28 protein-coding genes are annotated in these 25,350 nt (G+C 67.2%); 10 read left to right on the top strand and 18 right to left on the bottom strand.

The window, feature by feature from the left end:
• Positions 1-20: 20 nt before the first annotated feature.
• The 7 genes from SPYCA_RS10455 to SPYCA_RS10425 all read right to left on the bottom strand — a co-directional run bounded on the left by SPYCA_RS10455 (position 21) and on the right by SPYCA_RS10425 (position 3,890).
• Entirely contained in the window at positions 21-467 is a 447-nt protein-coding gene (locus tag SPYCA_RS10455; protein ID WP_120220215.1) for a hypothetical protein, read from the bottom strand.
• 67 nt (positions 468-534) lie between these two features.
• On the bottom strand, positions 535-1,266 hold the full coding sequence (gene gloB / locus SPYCA_RS10450; protein WP_120220212.1) for a hydroxyacylglutathione hydrolase: 732 nt from the start codon (positions 1,264-1,266) through the stop codon (positions 535-537).
• Between the two features lie 109 nt (positions 1,267-1,375).
• A complete protein-coding gene (locus tag SPYCA_RS10445; protein ID WP_120220210.1) occupies positions 1,376-1,813 on the bottom strand; it encodes a VOC family protein in 438 nt (145 codons plus the stop codon).
• A 9-nt stretch (positions 1,814-1,822) separates the two neighbouring features.
• Positions 1,823-2,260 (bottom strand): acyl-CoA thioesterase, encoded by a 438-nt coding sequence (locus tag SPYCA_RS10440; protein ID WP_120220208.1) that lies wholly within the window; start codon positions 2,258-2,260, stop codon positions 1,823-1,825.
• Positions 2,261-2,269: 9 nt separating this feature from the next.
• The gene (locus SPYCA_RS10435; RefSeq protein WP_120220206.1) at positions 2,270-3,031 is read right to left on the bottom strand and encodes an alpha/beta fold hydrolase; all 762 of its coding nucleotides are present in this window, start codon (positions 3,029-3,031) and stop codon (positions 2,270-2,272) included.
• A gap of 121 nt (positions 3,032-3,152) precedes the next feature.
• On the bottom strand, positions 3,153-3,407 hold the full coding sequence (locus tag SPYCA_RS10430) for a DUF6356 family protein (RefSeq protein WP_120220203.1): 255 nt from the start codon (positions 3,405-3,407) through the stop codon (positions 3,153-3,155).
• A 72-nt stretch (positions 3,408-3,479) separates the two neighbouring features.
• Positions 3,480-3,890, bottom strand: a complete 411-nt coding sequence (locus SPYCA_RS10425; RefSeq protein ID WP_120220202.1) for a MerC family mercury resistance protein — start codon at positions 3,888-3,890, stop codon at positions 3,480-3,482.
• A gap of 146 nt (positions 3,891-4,036) precedes the next feature.
• On the opposite strand from SPYCA_RS10425, the gene thrS reads away from it, so the two are divergent.
• From thrS to SPYCA_RS10395, 6 genes are all read left to right on the top strand, one after another.
• Positions 4,037-6,040: a threonine--tRNA ligase gene (gene thrS, locus SPYCA_RS10420; protein WP_120220200.1), complete on the top strand. Its 2,004-nt coding sequence runs from the start codon at positions 4,037-4,039 to the stop codon at positions 6,038-6,040.
• Positions 6,037-6,723, top strand: a complete 687-nt coding sequence (locus SPYCA_RS10415) for a helix-turn-helix domain-containing protein (RefSeq protein WP_120220198.1) — start codon at positions 6,037-6,039, stop codon at positions 6,721-6,723. The genes thrS and SPYCA_RS10415 overlap by 4 nt, the downstream gene beginning before the upstream one ends.
• Before the next feature lie 9 nt (positions 6,724-6,732).
• A complete protein-coding gene (locus SPYCA_RS10410; RefSeq protein WP_120220196.1) occupies positions 6,733-7,890 on the top strand; it encodes a hypothetical protein in 1,158 nt (385 codons plus the stop codon).
• 41 nt (positions 7,891-7,931) lie between these two features.
• Complete coding sequence (locus SPYCA_RS10405; RefSeq protein ID WP_120220194.1) at positions 7,932-8,690, top strand: sulfite exporter TauE/SafE family protein; 759 nt, start codon at positions 7,932-7,934, stop codon at positions 8,688-8,690.
• A 69-nt stretch (positions 8,691-8,759) separates the two neighbouring features.
• On the top strand, positions 8,760-9,206 hold the full coding sequence (locus SPYCA_RS19560; protein ID WP_232003267.1) for a type II toxin-antitoxin system VapB family antitoxin: 447 nt from the start codon (positions 8,760-8,762) through the stop codon (positions 9,204-9,206).
• On the top strand, positions 9,203-9,568 hold the full coding sequence (locus SPYCA_RS10395; RefSeq protein ID WP_120220192.1) for a type II toxin-antitoxin system VapC family toxin: 366 nt from the start codon (positions 9,203-9,205) through the stop codon (positions 9,566-9,568). The genes SPYCA_RS19560 and SPYCA_RS10395 overlap by 4 nt, the downstream gene beginning before the upstream one ends.
• A 19-nt stretch (positions 9,569-9,587) precedes the next feature.
• Here SPYCA_RS10395 and SPYCA_RS10390 read toward each other — a convergent pair whose 3' ends face one another.
• Together SPYCA_RS10390 and SPYCA_RS10385 are read right to left on the bottom strand one after the other, a co-directional pair.
• Positions 9,588-12,089, bottom strand: coding sequence for an ABC transporter permease (locus SPYCA_RS10390; RefSeq protein ID WP_120220190.1), 2,502 nt, complete (start codon positions 12,087-12,089; stop codon positions 9,588-9,590).
• A 148-nt stretch (positions 12,090-12,237) separates the two neighbouring features.
• Entirely contained in the window at positions 12,238-12,948 is a 711-nt protein-coding gene (locus SPYCA_RS10385) for an ABC transporter ATP-binding protein (protein WP_120220188.1), read from the bottom strand.
• 18 nt (positions 12,949-12,966) lie between these two features.
• On the opposite strand from SPYCA_RS10385, the gene SPYCA_RS10380 reads away from it, so the two are divergent.
• Positions 12,967-13,680 carry an arylesterase gene (locus SPYCA_RS10380; RefSeq protein WP_120220186.1) on the top strand — a complete coding sequence of 238 codons (714 nt, stop codon included), beginning with the start codon at positions 12,967-12,969 and terminating at the stop codon, positions 13,678-13,680.
• A 140-nt stretch (positions 13,681-13,820) separates the two neighbouring features.
• Here the strand turns inward: SPYCA_RS10380 and SPYCA_RS10375 are convergent, their stop codons facing one another.
• From SPYCA_RS10375 to SPYCA_RS10360, 4 genes are all read right to left on the bottom strand, one after another.
• A complete protein-coding gene (locus SPYCA_RS10375) occupies positions 13,821-14,144 on the bottom strand; it encodes a YnfA family protein (protein ID WP_120220184.1) in 324 nt (107 codons plus the stop codon).
• A gap of 86 nt (positions 14,145-14,230) precedes the next feature.
• Entirely contained in the window at positions 14,231-14,689 is a 459-nt protein-coding gene (locus tag SPYCA_RS10370) for an outer membrane protein (RefSeq protein WP_120222272.1), read from the bottom strand.
• Positions 14,690-14,983: 294 nt separating this feature from the next.
• A complete protein-coding gene (gene rlmN, locus SPYCA_RS10365; protein WP_120220182.1) occupies positions 14,984-16,234 on the bottom strand; it encodes a 23S rRNA (adenine(2503)-C(2))-methyltransferase RlmN in 1,251 nt (416 codons plus the stop codon).
• Positions 16,235-16,566: 332 nt separating this feature from the next.
• Positions 16,567-16,896: a UrcA family protein gene (locus SPYCA_RS10360; RefSeq protein ID WP_120220180.1), complete on the bottom strand. Its 330-nt coding sequence runs from the start codon at positions 16,894-16,896 to the stop codon at positions 16,567-16,569.
• A 122-nt stretch (positions 16,897-17,018) separates the two neighbouring features.
• On the opposite strand from SPYCA_RS10360, the gene SPYCA_RS10355 reads away from it, so the two are divergent.
• A complete protein-coding gene (locus SPYCA_RS10355) occupies positions 17,019-17,927 on the top strand; it encodes a LysR family transcriptional regulator (RefSeq protein ID WP_232003266.1) in 909 nt (302 codons plus the stop codon).
• Positions 17,928-18,264: 337 nt separating this feature from the next.
• Here the strand turns inward: SPYCA_RS10355 and SPYCA_RS10350 are convergent, their stop codons facing one another.
• Positions 18,265-18,765 carry a hypothetical protein gene (locus SPYCA_RS10350; RefSeq protein ID WP_120222270.1) on the bottom strand — a complete coding sequence of 167 codons (501 nt, stop codon included), beginning with the start codon at positions 18,763-18,765 and terminating at the stop codon, positions 18,265-18,267.
• A gap of 173 nt (positions 18,766-18,938) precedes the next feature.
• Between SPYCA_RS10350 and dnaN the strand changes: the two genes are divergently transcribed.
• The gene (dnaN, locus tag SPYCA_RS10345; protein ID WP_120220178.1) at positions 18,939-20,054 is read left to right on the top strand and encodes a DNA polymerase III subunit beta; all 1,116 of its coding nucleotides are present in this window, start codon (positions 18,939-18,941) and stop codon (positions 20,052-20,054) included.
• 87 nt (positions 20,055-20,141) lie between these two features.
• On the opposite strand, the gene SPYCA_RS10340 is transcribed toward dnaN, so the two are convergent.
• Positions 20,142-21,485, bottom strand: coding sequence for a PQQ-dependent sugar dehydrogenase (locus SPYCA_RS10340; protein WP_120220176.1), 1,344 nt, complete (start codon positions 21,483-21,485; stop codon positions 20,142-20,144).
• A 180-nt stretch (positions 21,486-21,665) separates the two neighbouring features.
• Here SPYCA_RS10340 and SPYCA_RS10335 point away from each other — a divergent pair, with 180 nt between their 5' ends.
• Positions 21,666-21,881, top strand: a complete 216-nt coding sequence (locus tag SPYCA_RS10335; RefSeq protein ID WP_120220174.1) for a hypothetical protein — start codon at positions 21,666-21,668, stop codon at positions 21,879-21,881.
• Between the two features lie 111 nt (positions 21,882-21,992).
• Here the strand turns inward: SPYCA_RS10335 and argC are convergent, their stop codons facing one another.
• The 3 genes from argC to SPYCA_RS10320 all read right to left on the bottom strand — a co-directional run bounded on the left by argC (position 21,993) and on the right by SPYCA_RS10320 (position 25,343).
• Positions 21,993-22,919, bottom strand: a complete 927-nt coding sequence (gene argC / locus SPYCA_RS10330) for an N-acetyl-gamma-glutamyl-phosphate reductase (RefSeq protein ID WP_120220172.1) — start codon at positions 22,917-22,919, stop codon at positions 21,993-21,995.
• Entirely contained in the window at positions 22,916-23,866 is a 951-nt protein-coding gene (locus SPYCA_RS10325) for a C40 family peptidase (protein ID WP_232003265.1), read from the bottom strand. Before SPYCA_RS10325 ends, argC begins: the two co-directional genes overlap by 4 nt.
• 73 nt (positions 23,867-23,939) lie before the next feature.
• Positions 23,940-25,343, bottom strand: coding sequence for a leucyl aminopeptidase family protein (locus tag SPYCA_RS10320; protein ID WP_120220167.1), 1,404 nt, complete (start codon positions 25,341-25,343; stop codon positions 23,940-23,942).
• Positions 25,344-25,350 lie beyond the last annotated feature (7 nt).

Raw genomic sequence — 25,350 nt, 5'->3', positions numbered from 1 at the left:
CTGCGACCAAGCCCGTGGGCTCAGCCTTCGCCCCCCGCCGGTTTGCGATAGGGGACGAACTCGCCAAAAACACAGGTCGGGCCACGAATACCGCTCGTCCGGTCGACCAGGTGAAAGAAATCGCCTTCGCAGGTCGACGATCCGAACTGGCGCACGACCATGATGTCGCTGTCGCGCGCGAGGCCGGGGCAACTGCCTTTGAGGTCGTTGCGATACACGAGCTTGCCGCTCGCGCGGTACAAGAGGATGCTGTCCGACACGCGGATCGTGTCGTTGCTGCGGTAATTGGGCAAGCATTTCAGCGGCGCGCCGGGCACCTTGCCCGCGAGCTGCCTGTCCAGCCGTTCGGCCTGTTTCGGGGTCAGCGCCGCCGCGCCGGGTTCCCCCGACCCCGCAGGCGCGCAGCTTGCGGCGAGCGGCGCCGCCGCAACGGCCAGCGCGGCCGCCATCGGGTTCAGCTTGGCCATGAAAACGCTCCTTGTAACGGGTCAGAATAGCCGCGGCCGATGAACCCGCGCTGAAGGCGCGGCGTCATCACGCCATATCCTTGAGCGCGCGGATGCGCGCCAGTTCGGCGGCGTCGGGCGCGCGGAAAAAGGGATTGGTCGCGCGTTCGGCGCCGATGCTCGTCGGCACCGTCGCCTCGCCCGCGGCGCGCGCGGCCTCGACCGCGGCGAGCCGCGCCGCCAGCGCTTCGTTGCCGGGGTCAACGCTGATCGCGAAGCGGGCGTTGGACAGCGTATATTCGTGCGCGCAATAAACGCGCGTCGCGTCGTCGAGCATCGCCAGCTTTTGCATATTGGCGAACATCTGCTCGGCCGTCCCCTCGAACAGGCGGCCGCACCCCATCGCGAACATCGTGTCGCCGACGAAGATCGCGGCGTCGTCCGCGAAATGATAGGCGATGTGGCCCGCTGTGTGCGCCGGGACGTCCCAGACCTCTGCGACATGTTCGCCGAGTCGCACCATATCGCCGCCCGTCACCCGAACGTCGAGTGTCGGGATACGTTCATATTCGGCTGCGGGGCCGGTGATCGTGCACCCCGTTGCTTCCTTGATCGCCGCGTTGCCGCCGGTGTGATCGGGATGCCAGTGCGTGTTCCAGATGTCGGTGATCGTCCAGCCGCGCTCAGCCGCCGCCGCCAGCACGGGATCGGCGACCGCCGGATCGACCACCATCGTCGCCTCGCTGGCCGGATCGTGGACCAGCCAGACATAATTGTCGCTGAGGACAGGAATCCGGACGATGTCGAGTGCAGCCACCATGTCTCCTTTCCGGTTCTCGCATCCACAGACGGAGCGGATGCCAGCGGACCTTGGTGGTTCATCCTGCCACAGCCGCCGCGGAAAGTCTCGCTTCCCGCGCGGCAGCGTCTTACCAGCTTCCCGTGTTCGGCATCGACGCCCAGGGTTCCTGCGGCGGCAGATGGCCGTCCTGGAGCAGCTCGACCGAAATGCCGTCGGGCGATCGGACGAAGGCCATATGGCCGTCGCGCGGCGGGCGGTTGATCGTCACCCCGGCGTCCATCAGCCGCTGGCACGTCGCATAAATGTCGTCGACCCGGTAAGCGAGGTGCCCGAAGTTGCGGCCGCCATCATATTGTTCGGGCGCGCTGCCGTCCGCGGGCGGCCAGTTATAGGTCAGCTCGACCTCGGCAACGCCCGCCTGACCGGGGGCGGCGAGGAAGATGAGCGTGAAGCGTCCGGCCTCATTGTCGAAACGGCGCACTTCCTCCAGCCCGATCAGCCTGAAGAATTCGATGGTGGCTTGGGGGTCCGACACGCGGATCATCGTGTGAAGATATTTGGTCATATGCCCATATTAGGCGCGCAGGCGCCGCCCTTCAAACGCTTCAAACAAGGATACGAATGCATCGGGCACCGGGGCCGTCGCGCCTTGCGCTTCCTCGACATGGACGTTGACGATCGTGCCCGCGGCGCGAAGCTCGTCCCTGTCCTTGCCGTGCAGCTCGAACAGAAAGGTCATCGAACTGCGGCCAACACGCGCCGCGCGCACGCAAATGTCGATCTCTTCGTCCAGCAGGATCGGCGCCTTGTAATCGACCTCGGCGCGCGCGACGTGAAACTCCGGGCTGTCGCGCAGCGGCCAGCGGTCATAAACCCCCGCCGCGCGCCAGTATTCGGTGATGCCGAGGTCGAAATACTCGAGGTAACGGCTGTTGAACACCACCGCCTGCGCGTCGATCTCGGCATAGCGGACGCGCTTGGTGACGTGAAATCGAAAGTCGCTGCGAGCCATATCTGTCCTCTAACTGTTGGTGAGTCGCGCCACCGTATCGATCAATAACGCGATGTCGCCGTCGCGCGACAGGCGGTGGTCGCCGCCCTTGACGAGCGTGACCTGCACATCGTCGCTGGCGAGCGCTGCCGACAGGCGCAGGCTGATGTCGGGCGGGACGTCGCCATCCTCCTGCCCGTGCAGCAGCCGCACCGGGCAGGCGAGGGGGATTTCGGCATCGAGCAGCCGGTTCGCCTCGCCCGACTGGAAAAAGCCGCGCGTCGTCACATAGGGCTGGTCGCCATAGGGCGTCTCCTCGACCAGCGCGCCTTCGGCAAGGATGATCGCCTTTTCTTCCGCCGTGAAACCCCAGTCGGTAAAGTCGGGCGCCGCAGCGATCCCGACCAGCCCTGCGATGCGACCCGGCCCGTCGCGCTGGATTATCGCGAGCGCGGTCAGCAGCATCAGCCAGCCGCCCATCGACGATCCGACAAGGAGGACGGGGCCGTCGACCTTTGCGTCGAGCAGGTCGAGCACATCGCCGCGCCAGTCGAGCAGGGTCTGCTCGGCGAACAGCCCGTCCGACAGCCCGCACCCCGCATAATCGAGCAACAGGCAGGCGCGTCCCTCGGCGGCGGCCCAGTCGAACAGCGCGGTCGCCTTGCCTCCCGCCATGTCGGACATATAGCCGGGCAGGAAGACGATCGCGGGGCCCGCGCCCGGCGTGAAGCGATAGGCGAGCCGCGGGCGGCCGGTGCGGTCGAGATAGTCGGGCGCGGCAAGGTCGCTCATTCGCTGATTCCGTTCGTGTCGAGCGAAGTCGAGACACCCATCGGGACGGCGCCATGTCGAGGGGCATCTCGACTGCGCTCGATGCGAACGGGATATCGTGCGTGGAGGAAACGCACCGTGCTCAGATCACCCAGTCGACGGTGCTCATCTGCGCCACCGCCTGTCCCTTGGCGCGGCGCTGTTCGACCATGATCCGGTTGAGCCGCTGGATCGTGTCGCTGCCCGTGGTGATGCACCATCCCGGCACGAGCGCATGAACCAGCGCGCACAGCCCGCCCCAGATCATCGTCACGCCAAAGCGTGAGGCGACGAAGAAATGCTCGACATAGCTTTCATCGACGCTTCTGGGATGATCGACGAACAGGCGTTTGAACATGATGGCGACCCCTTGCTGCGGCTGGGTGCCGCCCTAGCGGTCCTGCGGAGCAGTCGCAAGGGCGGTCGGTCCCTAGCGATGTCCGGCGCCATGGCGCAGCCGCCAGTTCAGCAAGTGCGCCGACACCAGCGCGATTGCGCCCGCCGAGCTGACCAGGCGGTCGGCGCTTTCGGGGTCGGCGGTCACCAGCCATGTCTCGTGCGCGGCAAGGCCGAGCGTCAGCAGGGCAAGCCCCGCCGCCGCGAGCAGGAGCGGCGTCCACCGGCGATGACGCCGCCAGCCGTCGGTCATCGCGACCAGCGCGGCGGGCAGGGCGAGCAGCAGGATCGCGGCGTGCAGCCACTCGGGCAGACGGAGCCAGCCGGACAGGGTGGGCGCGACCAGCAGCGCGAGCGGCAATGCAAGGCAATGAACGAGGCAGGCCGACGACAGGGCGATGCCGGCAAGGTCCGCGGTCCGGGCGCGCGGCGAGGGGAGGCACATGGGGTTTCCTTCGCGGGAGGGGTGTGCGATGCCAGACAATGATACATTGTATCATTGCAAGCGCTGTTGTGAATCCGCCCCTTGCCGCCCCTGTCGCATACTGGCAAAGGGGCGCGGCGATTTTGCCCTGAAAGGCCGATTTTTCGATGTCCCAGATGATCCGCGTCACCCTTCCCGATGGCTCTGCCCGTGAAGTCGCGCGCGGGACCACCCCGGCCGAGATTGCCGCCGCGATCGGTCCGGGCCTCGCCAAGGCCGCGCTCGCCGCACGGATCGACGGCGAGCTGCGCGACATCATGCGCCCGCTGGAAGAAGACACCAACCTGTCGCTGGTGACGAGCCGCGACGAGGCCGACGCGCTGGAACTCGTGCGCCACGACTATGCGCATGTGCTGGCGGAGGCGGTGCAGAAGCTGTTTCCCGGCACGCAGATCACCTTCGGCCCCGCGACGAGCGACGGCTTTTATTACGACTTCGCGCCGACCGCCGAGCATGGCCCGTTCCGCGACGACGAGCTGCCGCTGATCGAGGAGGAGATGCGCCGCATCATCGCCGCCGACAAGCCGCTGCGCCGCGAAGTCTGGGATCGCGACGCGCTCATCGCGCGCTGGCGACGGGATGGCGAGACGTTCAAGGCCGAATGGGCCGCCGAGCTTCCCGCGGGCGAAGAAATCAGCGTCTATTGGTCGGGGGACGACTGGATGGACATGTGCCGCGGGCCGCACCTTGCCTCGACGGGCAAGCTCGACCCGGCGGCGTTCAAGCTGACGCGCGTTTCGGGCGCCTACTGGCGCGGCGACCAGAAAAACGCGCAATTGAGTCGCATCTACGGCACCGGCTGGCTCAACCGGAAGCAGCTCGCCGAACATCTCGTCCGGCTGGAAGAAGCCGCGAAGCGCGACCATCGCCGGCTGGGGCAGGAGATGGACCTGTTCCATCTGCAACAGGAGGCGCACGGCTCGGTCTTCTGGCACCCCAACGGCTTCGTCGTGTGGCGCGAGCTGGAGGCCTATATGCGCCGCGCGATCGACGCCGCGGGCTATCGCGAGGTCAAGACGCCGCAGGTGATGGACGCGCGCCAGTGGGAACGGTCGGGCCACTGGGGCAAATATCGCGAAAATATGTTCGTCATCCCCGACGAGGTGCCGAACACCGAGGACGAAGGCCCGATCGTCTCCGACGATGCCGAGTGGATGGCGCTGAAGCCGATGAACTGTCCGGCGCATGTGCTGATTTTCCGCCAGGGCATGAAAAGCTATCGCGACCTGCCGCTCCGCCTCTACGAAAATGGCTGCTGCCACCGCAACGAGCCGCACGGCGCGCTGCACGGGCTGATGCGCGTGCGCCAGTTCACGCAGGATGATGCGCATATCTTCTGCCGCGAGGATCAGATCGTCGAGGAAGTCCGCAATTTCTGCGTGCTCGCCGATCGCATCTACAAGGATTTCGGCTTTACCTATGCCATCAAGCTCGCGCTGCGTCCCGAAAAGCGCTTCGGCAGCGACGAGATGTGGGACAAGTCCGAAGACGAACTGCGCAATGCGGTGGTCGAGGCGGGGCTTGCGACCGAGCAATATGGCTGGGAGGAACTGCCGGGCGAAGGCGCCTTCTACGCGCCCAAGCTCGAATGGCACCTGACCGACGCGATCGGCCGGACGTGGCAGGTCGGCACGATCCAGTCCGACCGCGTGCTCCCCGACCGGCTCGACGCGTCGTATATCGGCGAGGATGGCGAGCGGCATCGCCCGGTGATGCTCCACCGCGCGATCTTCGGCAGCTACGAGCGTTTCATCGGCATTTTGATCGAGCATTTCGCGGGTCGCTTCCCGACCTGGCTCGCGCCCGTGCAGGCAGTGGTTGCGACGATCGTCAGCGATGCCGACGATTATGCGAGGGCCGCGACCGAACAGCTCACCGCCGCGGGTATCCGAACCGAGAGCGATCTGCGCAATGAAAAGATCAACTACAAGGTCCGCGAACACAGCCTCGCCAAAACCCCCTACCTGCTCGTCGTCGGCAAGCGCGAGGCCGAGGAGGGCACGGTCGCGATCCGCACGCTCGGCCAGGACGGCCAGCGCGTCATGCCGCTCGCCGAAGCGATCGCGATGCTGAAGGCTGAAGCGACCCCGCCGGACCTTCGCGTCCGGTGAGCGCGGTCGGCCTCGGCCGCCACGCCGCGGACGAGCGGTTGCCGCGCCATCGCCATGCCGAGGGCTATATCGCGGTCGTGCTCGGCGGCGGATATGAGGAGGCCGGCGACGCAGGGCGGTTTACCCTGCGGCCCGGCATGGTCGTCGTCCATGGCGGCTGGACCGCGCATCTCGACCGCTTCGGCGTCCATGGGGCAGAGGTGCTCAACCTGCCCCTGGCGCCAGGGCTGGCGCCAGGGGTTGGCACGATAGACGATCCCGACGCCGCGGCGCGGCTCGCCGAGCGCGACCCGCGTGCCGCGACGGCGTTCGTTGCCGAGCGGTTCCGCGCGAGCGATGAGCGACACGCCGACTGGCCCGACCTGCTCGCCGCCGCGCTCAGCGCCGATCCGGACCTTGCGATCGCGTCATGGGCGCGCGGCATCGGCCTCGACCCCGCATCGGTCAGCCGCGGTTTCGCACGCGCCTATGGCGCCAGCCCCAAACGCTTCCGGATCGAGGCACGGACGCGCCGCGCCCTTGCCGCCTTGTCCGGCTGGCGCGGCACGCTCGCCGATCTCGCCGCCGATCAGGGTTTCGCCGATCAGGCGCATATGGCGCGCGCCATCGCCGCGATGACCGGGGTGCCACCGATCCGCCTGCGGGCAAAGTCCGTTCAAGCCAGCCGAGGGCCGCGCCGCTAGGCAGCGGTCATGCACCGCCGAAACCTCCTCGCCGCCGCGCTCGCCGCGCCCGCCCTTTCGCTCCTGCCTGCCGTCCCTGCCCTCGCGCAGTCGCAGCGCCCGCCGATGCGCACGCGGTGGAAGGTTCGCGCCTCCGAAGGCTTCGATGCGCTCGCCTTTCTCGGCCCGCTGGCGGGCGGCGAGCTTTACCTTCCCTATTACAAGGCCGACGCCGACGCCTTCGCCGCGGCGCTGCCTGCCGCCCCGCGCGCCGACATCGCGGCGCTGTGGCAAGAGGCCGAGCGCGCGCAGTTTGGGCTGCTTGGTCCCAACCTCTCGGTGCTCTTCTCGAACGGCAATGATGGCGATCTCGCGGCGCTGATCGCAGCGGCGGCCGACCCGGAGGCGCGACTGCTGCCCGCCTATCGGACCAGCCCCTATTGGGCCGAGGCCGACTGGCGCTGGTTCGTCGGCGTGGCGCCGCGGCTGCGCGCCGTGTTCGAGGCGATGCAGGCGGCGGGCTTTGCCGCGTTTCGCCAACGCCGTATCGGCGATATCGACGCGCGCATCGCCGAACTGACGCGAAGCCTCGGCGATTATGACGTGATCCGCTGGCACGAAAAACTCACGGGGCGCGGATTCGACCCGCAGATCGAGGTCGTGCTGCTGCAATTCTGCAAACCGCACGGGATCAAGGTGCAGGGGCAGACTTTCCTGCAGGCGACCGACTGGGGCGTGCCGATCACCGTGCGCAACGCCGCGCACGAAATGCTGCATCCGCCGGTGCCGATGGACGGACCCGCGGCGACCGCGGCGCTGGCGCTGCTCGCCAAAGACCCGCTGATCCCGCGCATCGTCGCCGAGCATGATCCCAAATGGGGCTATACGACGCTCGAAGGGATGTTCGATGAGGATCTGGCGCAGGCGCTCGACCAGCTTATCAGCGAGGCTTTGGGCGTCGCGCGCAACCCCGCCGACCGATGGCGCAAGGCCGATGACGGCATCCATGTGCTCGCGGGCGCGATTTACGGAATGTTGCGGCAGGACCGCTGGACCGAAACCGGCGGCTCGATCGAGGCTTGGCTGGCGGGCGCGGTGCGCGCGGGGCGTTTCGATCCGCCGCGGCTCCACGCGATCGCGGCGCAGATACTCGAACGGCCGGTGAACGCGCTCTGGCCGCTCGGCTGAGGGACTAGCCGGTCGAACCACAACGCGGTATCGGCCGCGCGATGAACGGCCTGTCCCAATTTGTCGGCTTCGCGCCGCTGACGCTCGCCGGCGCCGCCGCGATGACCTTTGGCGCCGCCTATGTTCGCGGGCTCACCGGCTTCGGCATGGCGATCATCCTCGTGCCGTTGCTTGGGCTCATCATGCCGCCGGGCGAGGCGGTGGTGTTGGGCATCCTTTTGCAACTGCTCATCGGACCTGTGGGTATTCGCGTCATCGTTGCCGATGCCGACCGCGCGACCGCCTGGCCGATCGGCCTGCTCGCGATGGCGCTGACGCCGCTCGGCATGGTCGCGCTCGATCACACCCCCGCCGACCTCGCGCGCCTGCTCATCACGCTCGCCGCGGTCGCCGCCTTCGTCGCGGTGCTGCTTCCCAAACAGGTGGAGGGGCACCGGCCCGGCAAGCTCGCGGTCGCGGGCACGGGAATAGCCTCGGGAATCCTCACCGGCTTCGCCGCGATGCCCGGCCCGCCCGTCGTGCCCTTCTATCTGCGCCGCCGCGTCGAGCCCAGGGTCGCGCGCGCGTCGATGCTGATGATCTTCTTCATGACCGCGATCGCGGGCACGTTGGCGGCGCTCTGGCTGGGCATCGCCAGCTGGCGGCTGCTGATCGTTTCGCTGATCCTCTTTGCGCCGATGTGGCTCGGCAACCGCGTCGGCGCCCGCCATTTCGGCCGCGTCGCCCCGCACATCTGGCAGGCGATGGTCGCCCTCGTGCTGGGTGTTGCGGCCGTTTCGGCAGTGGCTCGCCTAATATAGTAACAAAACTATTTTATTATTGACATGATACTAAAATGGTCTATGTTCCTATCCGAAAGGAGTCGGGACATGGGCAAATATGAACCGCTTGGGGAGCATCTTCGGGCGCTATCCGACGATCGATGGGATGCGAGTTTCGCCGAGATTGAGCGCATCCTGGGCTTTCGCCTGCCAAGCAGCGCGCGCGAACACCGCGCCTGGTGGGCCAATCACAGCGGCGGCAATCACAGCCAGGCCGCGGCCTGGGTGAAAGCCGGATGGGAAACGCGCGATGTCGATCAGAAACGCGAGCGTATCGGGTTCGAGCGGGTGCGACCGCAGGGGCAGGCGGCTCAGCAACCGGCCGCCGATTTGTGGGCCGAGGCGGCGCGTATCACCGGCATCAAGGATCGCGGCGAGCTGGAGCGGGCGGCCGTCCGCGCGCTCATCCAGCGCGAAGCGGCGCGGACGCTGGCCTTGATGGGCGGCAGCGATCCCGGCGCCACGGCGGCGCCGCGCGAGCGATCCGGCGCATGATCCTGATCGACAGCTCGGTCTGGATCGATCATCTGCGCAGCGCCAATGCCGGGCTTGCGCTGGCGCTTTCCGAGGGCCGCGTCGTCCAGCACCCGTTCGTCACGGCCGAACTGGCGCTCGGCTCGCTGGCCAGCCGCGACCGGTTCGTCGCGATGCTTGGGTTGCTTTCGCCCGCGCCGGTGGTCGAAACCGCGCGCTTGCTCGATTTCATAACGAACCGGCGGCTGTTCGGCACCGGGCTTGGCATGGTCGATGCCCATCTTTTGGCATCGACCGCCGATATGGGCGCCGCGCGGCTCTGGACCAGCGACCGGCGGCTCGCGGAACAGGCGGAGCGGCTAGGCCTTCTTTATCAATGCTGAGGCCAATCGCGCGGCCGAATCACAAACTCCGCAGCGCCTGCGCCGGTTTCGCCGACAGCAGCGGCCAGCTTCCGGCGATGCCGATCAGGAAGGACAGGCCGGCGCCGCCGATCAGTGTCGCGCCGACGATCAGCGGGTCGGGGGCGAAGGTGAACTCGAACAGGCTGACGACGACATGGCGCGCTGCGATCAGCCCCAGCCCCAGCGCGAGCAGCGCCAGCACCGCCGCGAGCACCGCATATTCCATCGCCTGCGCGCCGAGGATCTGCCCCCGCGTCGCGCCGAGCAGCTTCAGGATCACGCTGTCATAGACGCGCCGTTCGCGGCTTGCCGCGATCGCGCCGATCAGCACCGCGATGCCCGCGAGGATCGCGATGCTCGCCGCCGCGGCGATCGCCTGGCTCATCTGGGTGAGCAGCAGCGTGACCTGGCTCACGACATCGCGCACTGCGATCAGCGATGCCGAGGGGAAGGTGCGCGGAATGCTGCGCGCCAGCGCTTCTTCGGCGGCGCCGTCGACGGCCACGGTCGCGACCATGTTGTGCGGCGCGGCGTCGAACGTGCCGGGCGAAAAGACCAGCACATAGTTCAGCCCGAAATTGTCCCAATTGACGGTGCGGAACGATGCGACCTTCGCCTGCACCTCGACCCCCAGCACATTGACCGACAGCGTATCGCCAAGCTTCAGGCCGAGCGAGGTCGCCACCTCCTGCTCGACGCTGACCAGCGGTGGTCCGGCATAATCGGCCGCCCACCAGCTGCCGCCGACCAGCTCGCTGCCATTCGGCAAACCGGGGCTGTATGTCAGCCCGCGGTCGCCGCGCAGCACCCATGCGCCTTCGGGCAGTTCGGCGAGTTCGTCGACGCGCTGGCCGGCGAATTCGGTGATGCTGCCGCGCAGCGCGGGGATCATGTTGATCTCGGCCTGCGCATCGGCGCCGGTCACGAGGGAGCGGAAGCGCGCGGCGTCGCTGCGCGGCACGTCGAGCACGAAGAAGCTCGGCGCGCGCTGCGGCACGGTGCGGGTGATTTCGGCGGTGATGCTCGTCTGGATCGCCGCGAGCGCCACGAACAGCGTCAGGCCAAGGCCGAGCGCGACGACCAGCGCGCCGGTCGCGGCGCCGGGGCGGTGCAGGTTCGCAAGCGCGAGGCGCAGCAGCGGGCGGCGCGGGCGCGGCAGGCGGCTCGCGATGCGGCGCACCAGCCAGCCGAGCGCAACGAGGATGAGGAGCAGGCCGACCGCTGCGCCGACGAAACCCAGCGCGAACAGCGGTTCGCGCGCGGTCCCGACCGCGAGCGCGACGATCGCCGCAAAGGCCATGGCGACGGCGACCAGCGCGGGCCGGTCGATCCGCGCCGCGCGGTCTACGGTGGCGCGATACAGCCCCGCCGCAGGCACATGCTTGGTCGCGGCGAGCGGCGGCAGCGCAAAGGCGATGGCGATGAGCAGGCCATAGGCGGCGCTGACGCCAAGCGGCAGCGGATAGAGCGCGAACCCCGGCTGCACCGGCAGCACGTCGCCCGCGATCCAGCCGATCGCGGCGGGCGCAAGCGCGCCGACCGCCAGCCCCGCGACGATCGACACCGCCGCCACGGCCAATATCTGCAACCCATAGATGCGCAGCACCGTCGCGCTGTCGGCGCCGAGCACCTTCAGCGTCGCCAACCCCGGCCGCTTGCCCGCGAGATAGCTGGCCACGCCATTGCCGACGCCGATCCCGGCGATCACCAGCGCGGCCAGCCCGACGAGCGACAAAAATTGCCCCATGCGCTCGATAAAGCGCCGCGTACCGGGCGCGCCGTTGCTGCGGTCGGTGATGTCCCATCCGGCGTCGGGAAACTCCTCGGTCAGCGCCTCGCCGACTGCTTCGGGATTGGCGCCCGCGGGCAGGCGTAGGCGATATTTGCTTTCATAGAGGCTGCCCGGCTGGATCAGCTGCGTCGCGGGCAGGTCGCCAAGCCCGATGATCGCGACGGGGCCCAGCGTGAAGCCTTCGCCCAGCCGGTCGGGTTCTTCGGCGATGATGCCGTCGATGCGAAAGCTTTTGTCGCCAAACTTCACCGCGCCGCCGACCGCTAGGCCCAGCCGCGAGGCCATATCCTTGCCGATCCAGATCGCGCCCGCGGGCGGCGGCCCCTGCCGCGCGCCGCTTTCGAGCCGCAGTCGGCCATAGAGCGGATAGGCGCCATCGACCGCCTTCAACTCGGACAGCAACGCATCGCCGTCGGGGTCGTTCGCCATCGCGCGCATCCGCACGGTGGCCGATGGCGTGCCGACGCGGCGAAAGGCGGTCATTTCCTCGGGCGTGGCTTCGCGCTGCGGCAGGCTGAACTCGATGTCACCACCCAGGATCGTCTGCCCGCGCACCTCCAGCTCGGACGTGATGCCGCGCGTCAGACTGCCGATCGCCGCGAGCGTTGCAACGCCCAGGAACAGGCAGATTGCGAGCAGGCGCAGCCCGCGAATACGCGCCGCAAGGTCGCGGCGCGCGATCCGCCAGAGCGAGGCGAGGGGGAGCATCAGCCGATCCTCCCCCAACGGGGGAGGGGGACCACCCGAAGGGTGGTGGAGGGGCACAGGAGGTCGAGCGCGGCATTCGACTGCACGTGCCCCTCCACCATGCTTCGCATGGTCCCCCTCCCCGTGCCGGGGAGGATCGCGGCGGCGCTCACGCCCGTTCCTCGATCCGGCCGTCATGCATCACCACCACCCGGTCGCAATGCTCGGCAAGCTCGGGATCGTGCGTGATGATGAGCAAGGTCGCGCCCAGCGCCGTGCGGCGCGCAAAGATCAGCTCGATGATCGCATGACCCGTCGCGGTGTCCAGATTGCCCGTCGGCTCGTCGGCAAAGATGATCGCGGGTTCGCTCGCCATCGCGCGCGCGATCGCGACGCGCTGCTGCTCGCCGCCCGACAATTGCGCGGGGTAGTGAGTGAGACGATGACCGAGCCCGACCGCTTCCAGCTCGGCGGCAGCACGGCCGAACGGATCGGCGATGCCCGCCAGCTCCAGCGGCACCGCGACATTTTCGAGCGCCGTCATTGTCGGCAGCAGGTGAAAGGCCTGAAGCACGATGCCGATGCGGCCGCGCCGCGCGCGCGCCAGCTCGTCCTCATCCATCGCCGCGAAATCGAGCCCCGCGACCCTGATCGACCCGCCGTTCGCGCGTTCGAGCCCTGCGAGCACCGCCATCAGCGAGCTTTTGCCCGACCCGGACGGGCCGAGCAGCGCGACCGAGGTGCCCGCGGCGACCTCCAGATCGACCCCGCGTAAAATTTCGACGGGGGCCTTGTCGCTCCCCAGGGTCAGCGTCACATTATGGGCGGCGATCGCCAGATCTGGCGCCAGATCCGGCGACGGTCGGGAAACGTCGGGCAAGGAGAGAACCCTTTGGAAATGAAAACGGCCGGATGGCGTTCTGCCTTGATATATGGTTGCGTCATCGCGCTTTGCCAACCGCTTGCCGCCTGCGGCTCGGCGGAGGCGCCACCGGCGTCGACGAACGACGGGAAGACGACGCCCAAGACCGCCGCGATTCCTGTCGACGCCCCGCTCGTCATCGCCTTCGGCGACAGCCTTTATGCGGGATACCAACTCGGTCCCAGGGAGGGGCTTGCGCCGCAGCTTCAGGCCGCGCTCGCCGAGGACGGCGTCATCGCGCGCGTCCAGAATGCCGGCGTGTCGGGCGACACGAGCGCGGCGGGGCGCCAGCGGCTGACCTATGTGCTCGACAATGCGCAGGTAAAGCCTGCGCTCGTCATGCTGGGGCTCGGCGGCAACGACATGCTGCGCGGCATCGGCCCCGACCAGACGCGCGCCAATCTCGACGCGATGCTCGCCGAGCTTCGGAAACGCGACATCCCCGTGCTGCTCACCGGCATGATGGCCGCGCCCAACCTCGGCAGCGACTATGCGGCCAGGTTCAACCCCATTTATCCGGAGCTTGCGGCGAAATATGACGTGAGCTTCTATCCTTTCATCCTCGACAATGTCATCGCTGACAAATCGCTGATGCTCGGCGACAATCTCCACCCCAATGCCAGGGGCGTGAAGGTCGTGGCCAAAGCGCTGGCGCCGCTCGTCGAGCAGGCGCTGCCGGAAGCGGAATAGGGCGTGATCGGTCGGACGGAAACGCTGCTTTCTTTATTTCGTCATCCCGGCGAAGGCCGGGATCCCGCCGCTTGGATCTGACGCACCGGCGAGATCCCGGCCTTCGCCGGGATGACGAGCTACTCAAGAAAGATCACTCGCTAACTCCCGCGCGGTCCGAACAGGATGATCGCCGCGCCCCCCAGGCACACCGCCGCGCCGACCAGATCCCAGCGGTCGGGCTTCGCCCCCTCGACCGCCCACAGCCAGAGCAGCGCCGCGGTGATATAGACGCCGCCATAGGCAGCATAAGTGCGCCCGGCGTGCTCCGCCTCGACCAGCGTGAGCAACCAGGCGAACAGTGCGAGCGACGCTATCCCCGGCACGACCCACCACACCGACTTGTCCATCCGAAGCCACGCCCAGAAGGCGAAGCAGCCAGCGATCTCCGCCAGCGCCGCACCGATATATGCCCATGCCGTCATGGGCGGCACCGTGCCCCGGCGCGACGCAAATGAAAAGGGGCGACCCGGCGGGCCGCCCCTTCCTGTTTCATCGCTGGTCCGAAGGATCAGAAAGCGAAGCCGACGCCGACGACAAAGCTGTCGAAGTCGCCGAAATTCTCGATGAACTGGTGGCGATATTCGCCCTTTGCGTACAGGTTCTGGCCCAGCTTGTGCTGGTAACCGGCGCCGACATAGGGATCGTCGATGTCGCCAAAGGTGTAGCCGCCGGTGGCGTAGAGCTTGCCGTTGGCGCCAACCTTGGCGCCGGCGCGCGCGCCGGCCGAGAACTGGACGTTCGCGCCGTCGATCAGCACCTTGTCGCCGGCGATTTCACCGCCGACGAAAGCGGCCGACCCGAGGTCGAAATCATAACCGGCGGCAACGCCGAGCGTGCCTTCGTCGATCCCGTTGCCGGTGATCAGACCGCCGCGCACTTCGACGCGGCCTTCGCCGCCTTCGGCTGCGAGGGCGGGGCTGGCGACAACGGCCGAGAGGAGAGCGGCTGCAACTGCGAATTTTTTCATTTTGTCTTCCTTCATTCAGATCAGGACCACGCCCTTTGGGTCGCGTCCGGCCTCTAGATGGCGTTTGCGCCTGTCGCTTCAATGAATGGATCGTTCAGATTATGACAATTTTCTTACCTGTGTTATTTTTACCACACAGTATAGAATAGCTATGCAATGGGATTGCCGCGAAACCGGCGGAAAAGCAGGCCTGTTCAGGTTCCGTCATCCCGGCGAAGGCCGGGATCTCGTCGGTGCGGCATGAGCCACCGGCGTGTTTTCGGCCTTCGCCGGAATGACGGCAGGGTTGTCGGACTATCCCAGCGCCGCTTGCTTTTCCTCGGCGATGCGGTCGAGTTCGGCGCGCGTCGGCCTGGTCGCGGCGCTTTTCAGCTGCCCGCACGCCGCCATGATATCGCGCCCGCGCGGGGTGCGGATCGGGGCGGAGATTCCCGCCTTGAAAATCAGATTGCTGAACGCGCGCACCCGTTCGGGGGTCGAACATTCATAAGGCGCGCCGGGCCAGGGGTTGAAGGGGATCAGATTGACCTTCGCGGGCAGGCTATAGTGCTTGATGAGTCGGACGAGTTCGCGTGCATCCTCGTCGCGGTCATTCTTGTCCTTCAGCATCACATATTCAAAGGTGATGCGCCGTGCATTGTTCGCGCCCGGATAATCGGCGCACGCCTGGAGCAGTTCCTCGATCCCATATTTGCGGTTCAAAGGCACGATTTCGTCGCGGATTTCCTTGGTCACCGCGTGGAGCGATACCGCGAGATTGACCCCGATCTCGTCGCCCGCGCGCGCCATCATCGGCACCACGCCGCTCGTCGACAAGGTGATGCGCCGCTTCGACAAGGCAAGCCCGTCGCCGTCCATCACGATCTTGAGCGCGCGCTTGACCTCGTCGAAATTATAGAGCGGCTCGCCCATGCCCATCATCACGATGTTGGTAAGCATCCGGCCGTCGGCGGTGTAATGGCCGACCGCATCATCGTCGGCGTCCTCGTCCTCGGGGTCGGCGCCAAAGCCCGCCATCGTCCCCTTCGGCCATTCGCCGAGCGCGTCGCGCGCGAGCAGCACCTGCCCGACGATCTCGCCCGCGCCGAGGTTGCGGACAAGGCGCATCGTGCCGGTGTGGCAGAAGCGACAATTGAGCGTGCAGCCGACCTGACTGGACACGCAGAGTGTTCCCCGATCGGCGTCGGGGATGAACACCATTTCATATTCCTGCCCGTCCGCGGCGGCGAGCAGCCATTTGCGCGTGCCATCGCTCGACACCTGCGCCTCGCGCACCGTCGGGCGGCCGATGATGAAGCGGTCGGTCAGCCACGGGCGCATCGTCTTGGCGATGTCGGTCATCGCTTCAAAATCGGTGACCCCGCGATGATAGATCCAGTGCCATATCTGCTTGGCGCGCAGTTTCGCCGCCTTCGCGTCCAGCCCCGCCTCGACCAGCACACCGCCGATCGCATCGCGCGACAGCCCGACGAGGTCGATGCGATTGCCCCCGCGCAAGGGGACGGTGCCCGTCGTGACGGGGTCGATATGGCCGGGAATCTGCATGATGGGCGCGCATATAGGGGGGAAGGGGGAAAAGCGCAATTGTGCGCGAGAATCCTCCCTGTCGCGAAGCGATGGGGAGGATCGGAAGCTGCCCTCTATCCAATCGTCATCCCGGCGAAGGCCGGGATCTCGCCCTATCGGTTTACCGCACCGGCGAGATCCCGGCCTTCGCCGGGATGACGATCGCGTCAATGGCGGGAGTCCACCCCAAAGCCGCCATCCATTGCACACGGACAGCGAAATACCCCGTTCCGACCCACAGCAAGCCGGGGCTGCGATCGTGCCCTGATCGCGGCCCCGGTGCTGACGAACCGTGCAACTTCGGTTCGCGGTCAGTTACGGATCGAGCTGACCTGGATCGCCCGATTGCGCATGGCGCCCGCTATCGCGATTTCGGCCTGTGCGGTCGCCTGGGCGCGCGTGTCGCGGCGGCACTGGCGGACGTCATTCTTGCCGGCGAGGTCATAGCCGGGCGCTTCGCCGCACACCGCGACGACAGCGCGCCAGATGCGGCGGTCGAGTGCCTTGACCCCGGCCTCGGTGCGAAGGTCGAGGTCGCGGTGCGCCACCGCGACGCTTGCTTTGGCGGGGTCGGGTTCTGCCGATACGGGCTGGCCGACGAGCGCGGCAGCGGTGGCGGCGAGGATCATAAGCTTTTGCATCTTGTGTCTCCATCGGCCGGCTGGGGAGGGGAGGAAGCCGGTAAGACTCGGTATATCGCACCGTAGAATCGCGATGGAGCAACGATGTTGCGCGATCATTCTGCAAAATTGCAGAATGAGGCATGGACGATTATGGCGCACAAGGCGCCATGTACGATTGGAACGACCTCAAGGCCTTTCTGGCCGTTGCCGAAACGGGCAGCACGCTCGCCGCCGCGCAGGCGATGCGCGTCAGCCAGACGACCGTGGCGCGGCGCATCGCCGCGCTCGAGGCGGCAACCGGGGTCACGCTCTTCGAGCGGCGGCAGGCGGGCTATGCGCTGACTCCGGTGGGCGAGGCGATGCTCGCGAGCGCCGCAGCGGTGCGCGATGCCGCCGAACGATTCGGTGAGGCCGCGGGCGCGCGCTCGCGCGACGCGGGAGGTACGGTCAGCCTGACGGTGATGGAAATCATCGCGGTGACGATCCTGCCGCCGATCCTGCGCGATCTGCGCGCCGAACATCCCGGCATCCATATCCAGCTCGACACGTCGGACGAGCCGCGCGACCTGGCCGCGGGCGCCGCCGACATCGCGATCCGCAGCAGCAAGCAGCCGTCGGGCGCGGGGCTCGTCGGGCGGCGCATCGCCGACAATCCGTGGACCGTCTATTGCAGCCGCGATTATGCCGACCGCCACGGCGTCCCGCACACGCGCGAACAACTTGCGGCGCATCCCTTCATCGGCGGTGGTGGCGGGGTTTGGGAGCCTTATCGTGCATGGCTTCGCCAACATGGGCTCGAGGAAGCGGTGGTCATGCAATATGACACGGCGACCGGCCTGCTGTCGGGCGTGCGCGCGGGGATGGGGCTGTCGGTGCTGCCCGCTTATTTGGCCGACCGCGAACCCGACCTCATTCGCTGCCTGCCGCCCAAGAGCGACGACACCACCGGGCTGTGGCTGCTCACCCACGAACGACTGCGTCACGTACCGCGCGTGCGGCTGGTGCTCGATTTTATGGCGAGGGCGCTGACGAAGCTCGGCCGGGAGTAGTGCGGCCAGAAATTGCTGTCCTACTTGGGTTGCGGGCCATAGGCTCGTCCGCAATGCCAAATGGAATCCACATGGTTGCAATATGGCGCGCGAGCGAAGCCGGTTGCGCTTGCGCACGCGATTCCAGAGTGAAGTTGCGCAGTTTTCTGCCGTTTCGCGAAAGCGCCTTTCTCTCTTACCTCGTCACCCCGGACTTGATCCGGGGTCCAGCTTCCTCCGGTGCGTCGCATGGACCCCGGATCAAGCCGGTCCTGAGCATGTCGAAGGGTCCGGGATGACGAAGATTTGCGAATTGCGAGTGAAGTTCGGCAGAAAACCGCCATCTCTCCTCATCGGCTCAACGCAGCCGCGCGCACCCCAGCGCCGCCGCGTCGATCGCCGTCGCCGCGCCGCGCAGGCGATAGGTGTCGGCGATCGCGCCGCCCGCCTCGGCGCGGCTTTCGACGCTCATGCTCGGCGCCGATCGCATCGCGGCGACGATGGCGGCGTCCATCCGCGCGTCGCTCGCCCAGCCGTGGACGCCCTGACCGGTCAGGATGAAGCGGCGGCTGCCGATTGTCAGGCGCAAATCGCGGTCCGCCGCGCGCGGCTTCGACAACCGGACATAGAATTGGCCGCGGATGCGCGATTTCGGCCAATAACCGACGCTGGCATAGGCTTTGACCTCAGGCCGTCCGATCGTTGCCGCGGGGGCGGCAATCGCATAGCAGCGCGCCCGCGCGGCATCGCGAAAGGCGCCCCAGCCATCGAAAATGCCCAGCGCGGTCGGCGCCGCGGCGGCAAGGGCCGCGGCCGGCATCGCCGCCAGCATCAACAGGGAAAGGGGCCAGCGCAGCATCGCGCCTCGTTCGCGCGATTGCCGCAGCTTTGCAAGCATGGCTTGCACGGTGCGCCGCGTGCGTTAAGGAAGGTGGACATTTTCAGGGGCCAGAATCGGGGCACGAATCGCCTCCGATCCTCTGTCTCCACAAGGGACTTCTCCCGCGAAACACACAGGATGGCGGATTAAGAATGAAAGCGACGATCGAACGCGCAGTCTTGTTGAAAAGCCTTGGCCATGTTCAGTCGGTGGTCGAACGGCGCAACACGATCCCGATCCTGTCGAACGTCCTCATCGAAGCCGACGCATCGGGCCAGCTCAAACTGATGGCGACCGACCTCGACCTGCAGGTCGTCGAAACGATCGCGGCCAAGGTCGAAACGGCCGGCACCACCACCGTATCGGCGCACACCTTGTTTGAAATCGCGCGCAAGCTGCCCGAGGGATCGGAAGTCAGCCTGGCTGCGGCCGAGGGCAAGATGCAGGTCAAGGCCGGGCGCTCGAACTTCAACCTGCCAACCCTGCCGCGCGACGATTTCCCGGTGATCGCCGAGGGTGACCTGCCGACCAATTTCGAGCTGCCCGTCGCCGAGCTGATCCAGATCATCGACAAGACGCGCTTCGCCATCTCGACCGAAGAAACCCGCTATTACCTCAACGGCATCTTTCTGCACGTCGCCGAGGATGCGACGGGGCCGGTGCTCAAGGCCGCGGCGACCGACGGCCACCGCCTCGCGCGCTACACGGTGACGCGCCCCGACGGCGCCGCGGGGATGCCCGACGTGATCGTGCCGCGCAAATGCGTCGGCGAAATCCGCAAGCTGCTCGACGAGGCCGAAGGCAATGTCGAAATCAGCCTGTCGGCGAGCAAGATCCGCTTCCAGCTCGGCAATGCGGTGCTCACCTCGAAGCTGATCGACGGCACCTTCCCCGATTACAGCCGCGTCATCCCGACCGCGAACGACAAGCTTTTGAAGGTCGATCCGAAAAGCCTGTTTCAGGGCGTCGACCGCGTATCGACGATCGCCAGCGAAAAGACGCGCGCGGTGAAGGTCGGGCTCGACAAGGATCGCATCACGCTCAGCGTGACCAGCCCCGAAAATGGCACCGCAGCCGAAGAACTCGCCGCGGGTTACGACAGCGACGCGATGGAGATCGGCTTCAACGCCCGCTACCTCAGCGACATTTTGGGGCAGGTCGACGGCGACAGCGTCGAACTCCACCTCGCCGACGCCAACGCCCCGACGCTGATCCGCGAAAGCGAAAAAAGCCCCGCGCTCTACGTGCTGATGCCGATGCGGGTCTAAAGACCGTCGCCCCCGCGAAGGCGGGGGCCGCTGGAGATATAGCGCAAGGCCGAGGCCGACCCCCGCCTTCGCGGGAGCGACAATTAATTAACCCGCCTTCGCGACCCGCCAGATCACCCCGCCGGTATCGTCGGCGACCAGCGCGCTGCCGTCCTTCGCGACCTTGACGTCGGCCGGGCGGCCGCGCGTGGTCTTGCCGTCGGCGGCGAGAAAGCCGTCGAGCAAGGTGATCGGCAGCGCGTCGAGCGGCTTGCCGTTCGCCCCGAACTTGACGAACACGACGTCATAACCCGCGACCGGCTCGCGGTTCCACGACCCGTGCCGGGCGATCAGCGCGCCGTTCGCCCAGCGTTCGCCCAGGTCGAGGCCTGCGGTGAAGGTGAAGCCGAGCGGGGCGGTGTGGGCGCCCAGCCCATATTCGGGCCGCTTGACATATTGGCGGCGGTCCTCGGCCTCGGGTTCGACCCGCGGGTCGATGAAGCCGCCCCAATAATACCAGGGCCAGCCATAAAAATCGCCTTCATCAACGTCGGTCAGATAGTCGGGGACCAGATCGCTGCCCAGCATGTCGCGCTCGTTGACGACGGTCCAAAGCTGGTCGCTGCCGGGATAGAAGGCGAGGCCGACGGGATTGCGGATGCCCGCGGCAAAGGTGCGGATATATTTATTCTCGGGCCGCACTTCGAGCACGCTGGCGCGGCGAAACTCGCGGTTCATGCCCGCTTCGCCGATGTTGGAATCGGCACCGACGCCGATATAGAGCCAGCCGTTCGGCGCCGCGGCCAGGCTCTTGGTCCAGTGGCGGTTGGTGCCCTTGGCGGGCAGGTCGACGATCTTGACCGGCTTGCCGCTCATCTTCGTTTCACCCTCGACATAGGGAAAGGCGAGCAGCGCGTCGGTGTTCGCGACGTAAAGCGTATTGCCGACCAGCGCCATGCCATAGGGCGAATTGAGGCCGGTGATATAGGCGGTCTTCACCTCGGCCTTGCCGTCGCCGTCGGCGTCGCGGAGCAGGGTGATGCGGTTCGCCGACGGTTTGCGCCCGGCGCCCGCCTTGCCCATCAGATTCTTCATCACTGCACCCTGCACGCCGCCATCCTTGCGCGGCGGGCTCTGCGATTCGGCGGCGAGCACATCGCCGTTCGGGAGGACGAGGATCGTGCGCGGATGGTCAAGTCCCTCGGCAAAGCGCTGAACGGTCAGCCCCTGCGCGGCGCGCGGCGACTGTCCGGCGGGCCAGCTTGTCGCTTCGGGGACGTTGATCGTCGGGAATGTCTCGGTGCGCTGCGACGCCATCACCGGCACGCGGCCGCTGAGTTCGGCGGTCGAGAAGCGCGCCACATCGGGCCGCGACATGACATAGAGGGTGACGCCGCCCACGACGAGCAGCAGCAGAAGGGCGAGGCCGACATATTTCAGGATCTTGCGCATATCGCCTGTCTACACGGGCGAAGCGTGAGGGCAAAGGGGCGAAACGCACGTGCCCTCGGGCGGCCTGGTTAAGGTGGTGGAGCGTCACATTAACCTTACCCGATCGTTCATCACGGTTGGGAACGGCGCGGTTAGGCCCAGGGTTTACGGCAGGCGATCACGTTACGGACCAGGAAGTCGATGCACTTGCCAGCCCCTTTTCTTGCCGACCGTGCCGCGGTCGAGGATGCTCATGCGCTCATCAGCCTGCACGGCGAAGAAGCCGGTTTTGCGGCGGCAGCGCGCGCCGAACAATATCGTGTGCTGGGCAACCACGTCTATTTTGCCCGCTGGCGCCAGATCGAGCGATTGATCACCTATTTGTCGGTCGAAGACGTCCTCGACACGGTTCACTGAGCCCGGATTTCACCACGTCATCCCGGCGAAAGCCGGAATCTCATCGTCGCGTTCTGACCTTGAGGTCGAGATCCCGGCCTTCGCCGGGATGACGGAGGCTGATGCGAAGGCTTACAGGCGTAAACCCGCAGTTTCGGGCAATCCCGCCATGATATTGAGGTTCTGGACGCAGGCGCCGCTGGCGCCCTTGCCCAGATTGTCGAGCCGCGCGACAAGCCGCGCCTGGCTGGTGTCGGCATTGGCGAAGACGAACAATTCGATGCGGTCATCCCCCGCGTCCGACACGCGGAGCAGCATTTCGCCGTCCGTCGGCGCGTCGGCCATGACGACGACCGGGCTTGCGCCGTAAAAATCGGCGAGCGCGGCGCGCAGCGTGTCGGGCGCGGCGGCACCGCGCATCGCGCCGAGCGGCAAGGGCACTTCGACCACCATGCCGCGATGCGCCGGGATGACCGCGGGAGCGAACAGCGGAGCGATCGACAGGCCGCAGCGCGCCTGCATTTCGGGCACATGCTTGTGACCGAGCGCGAGCGCATAACCGCGCCAGGCGATGTCGCGGTCAGCCTCGAACCGTTCGATCAGCGCCTTGCCGCCGCCCGAATAGCCGCTGACCGCGTGGCAGATATAGGGCCAGTCGGCGGGGAGCAGGCCCGCGCGCACCAGCGGCGCGACGAGCGCGATGAAGCCCGTCGAATAGCAGCCGGGGTTCGATACGCGAGCGGCCGACGCCACCGCATCGTGGCCGACGACTTCGGGAAAACCATAGGTCCAGCCTGGCGCGACGCGGTGCGCGGTCGAGGCGTCGATCGCGCGGGTGCGGTTATTGCCGATCATCGCCACCGCCTCGCGCGCCGCATCGTCGGGCAGGCAGAGGATGACGAAATCGGCGTCGTTGAGCGCCTCGCGCCGCGCGGCGGCATGTTTGCGGCGCGCCTCGTCGAGCGCGATCAGCGTGAATTCGCTTCGCCCTGCAAGCCGTTCGGCGATTTCCAGGCCCGTCGTTCCCGCGGCGCCGTCGATGAATATGCTGTGGGTCATGGCCTACGCAGTCGCTTCGCGCCGCTGACCGGCACTTCATGCCCCTCGGCCTTCGTTCGCGCGATCAGGTCGGCGAGCGGCTCGGCGCGCACCTCCATCCAGTGCTGGCTGGCGTGAACGATCGTCGCCGCGTCGGCCATGATCCCGACATGGCCGGGAAAGAAAACAAGGTCGCCGCGCGCGAGCCGTGCGGGATCGACATCCTTGTCGGCGCCGAGCGCGGCGAGTTGCAGATCGGTGTCGCGCGGCAACTGGATTCCCGCCGCCGCCCAGGCGAGCTGGACCAGGCCCGAACAGTCGATGCCCTTGGCGGTGCGGCCGCCCCAGACATAAGGCGTGCCGATCATCGCCTCGGCCAGTCCCGCGGGGTCGTTCTCGGTCACCCCGACCTCCACCAGCGCCGCGAGCGGCAGATAGCCGTGCGCGGTCGCCAGCCATTCGCCCTCGGCCTCGCCCATCACCAGCGCGCCGCGTGGCAGGACGCCCGGACCGCCGCTCGCGGCGTCGGGCGCGCTGTGCAGCATCGCCTCGACCATCTGCACGCGATGCGTCGGCGCGATCGGCGCGCCGAGCGCTTCGGCGGCAAGATAGCCGACATAATGGTCGGCGAGGCAATAGCCCCACGCCCAGCCGCCAGTCAGGTCGAGAAGCGCAAAGCCTTCGCCGAACAGCAATTCGCTCGTCTGTTCGGCGTCCAGCGACGGCGATGCGCGCAGCGCCGCGGCGGGGAGCACCCCGCTCCGCATCATCGGCGCCGCATAATGCGGCGCGAAATAAGTGCCGGCGACCGCAATGTCGGCGAGGTCGGGACGGATCGCGACGATACGCGGATCAAACGCCTGCGACGTCCCGGTCAGGCCAAAGCGGTCGCGGCCCGCTCCGACGGTGCCGGGGCGTCCCATGCGCACGCGGCTCGCCGCTGAATTGTCACCGCTGTCTGCTGTCACTTGCCGTCCTGTTGCAACCGGGTCCGCGGGGTGCGGACGATCGCGGGCCATTAGACCAGCGGAAGAGGCTTTATCAAGCCTTGCCGCGGCGGTCGTAGCGCGCTTGCAGCATCGCCCATGCGGCGCGCAGCCCCAGCGCCGCGCCGCCCTTTGGGCGGCCGGGTTTTGCCGTCGGCCGCCAGGCGAAGGTGTCGATATGCGCCCACGCCGTCCCGTCGGGAACAAAGCGCTTCAGGAACAGGGCTGCGGTGATCGCCCCGGCGAAGGGCGAGCTCCCCGCATTGCCAAGGTCGGCGATGTCGGTTTCGAGAAGGTCGGCATAGCCGTCCCACAGCGGCATCCGCCACAGCGGATCGTCGCGCTCGATCCCGCCCGCCAGCATTGCATCGGCGAGCGCATCGTCATTGGCGAACAGCGGCGGCAAATCGGGGCCGAGCGCGACGCGCGCGGCGCCCGTCAGCGTCGCGAAATCGACGATCAGCTCGGGTTCCGACTCGGCGGCTTTTGCCAGCGCATCACCGAGCACCAGCCGCCCCTCGGCATCGGTATTGCCGATTTCGACGGTCAGCCCCTTCCGGCTTTTGAGCACGTCGCCGGGGCGAAAGGCGTCGGACGAAATGGCGTTTTCGGCCGCCGCGACCAGACAGTGCAGCCGCACGGGCAGGCCGCTCGCCATCACCAGTTCGGCCAGCGCCAGCACATGGGCCGCGCCGCCCATATCCTTTTTCATCAGCCGCATCCCCGCCGCGGGCTTGATGTCGAGTCCGCCGCTGTCGAAGCTGATCCCCTTGCCGACCAGCGCGACGCGCGGATGATCCTCCTTGCCCCACTCGATCTCGATCAGGCGCGGCGCGTGGTGCTTGGCGGCGGCACGCCCGACCGCATGGATCATCGGATAGCCCTGTTCGAGTGCTTCTCCCTTGGTCACGATCAGCTTGCCGCCGTGCGCCTTGGCGATGCGTTCGGCGGCCTTTTCGATCGCTGCCGGGCCCATGTCGGCGGCGGGCGTGTTGACGAGGTCGCGCACGAGCGCCACCGCGCGCGCCTCGGCGACCATCGGGGCGATCGCGGCCACGTCCGTCGTGAGCAGGGCGCGCGGCCCCTTTGCGGGTGCTTTCGATTTATAGGCATCGAAGCGATATTGCGCGCTCATCCAGCCGAACATTGCCTTGCCGGGTTGCCGGCCCTCGACGCGGTAGCGGCCTTCGGGCAGGATCTGCCCCAGCTTGGCGAGGCACCATGCCGACAGGCTTTCGACATCGGCCACCGTCGTGACGACCGACCATTTGTCGGGATCGTCGCCGGGCAGGATGGCGTGGACATAGGCATCGGGCTTGAAACCGACCGCGGCCAGATGCGCGCGTTCGCGCGCGCTGCGGCCTTTCAGCCATTGGTCATAGCGCTTTTTGTCGACGAGATGGATCGGGCGGGCGTCCTGCCCCTTGTCGGGTTGGATCAGGTCGGAATAGTCGGTCATGCGGGCG

Origin of the sequence: Sphingopyxis sp. FD7 (genome assembly GCF_003609835.1) — a bacterium.
Classification (GTDB): Bacteria; Pseudomonadota; Alphaproteobacteria; order Sphingomonadales; family Sphingomonadaceae; genus Sphingopyxis.
The sequence above is the reverse complement of the archived record's forward strand: the minus strand, read 5'-3'. Positions and strand labels throughout refer to the sequence as shown.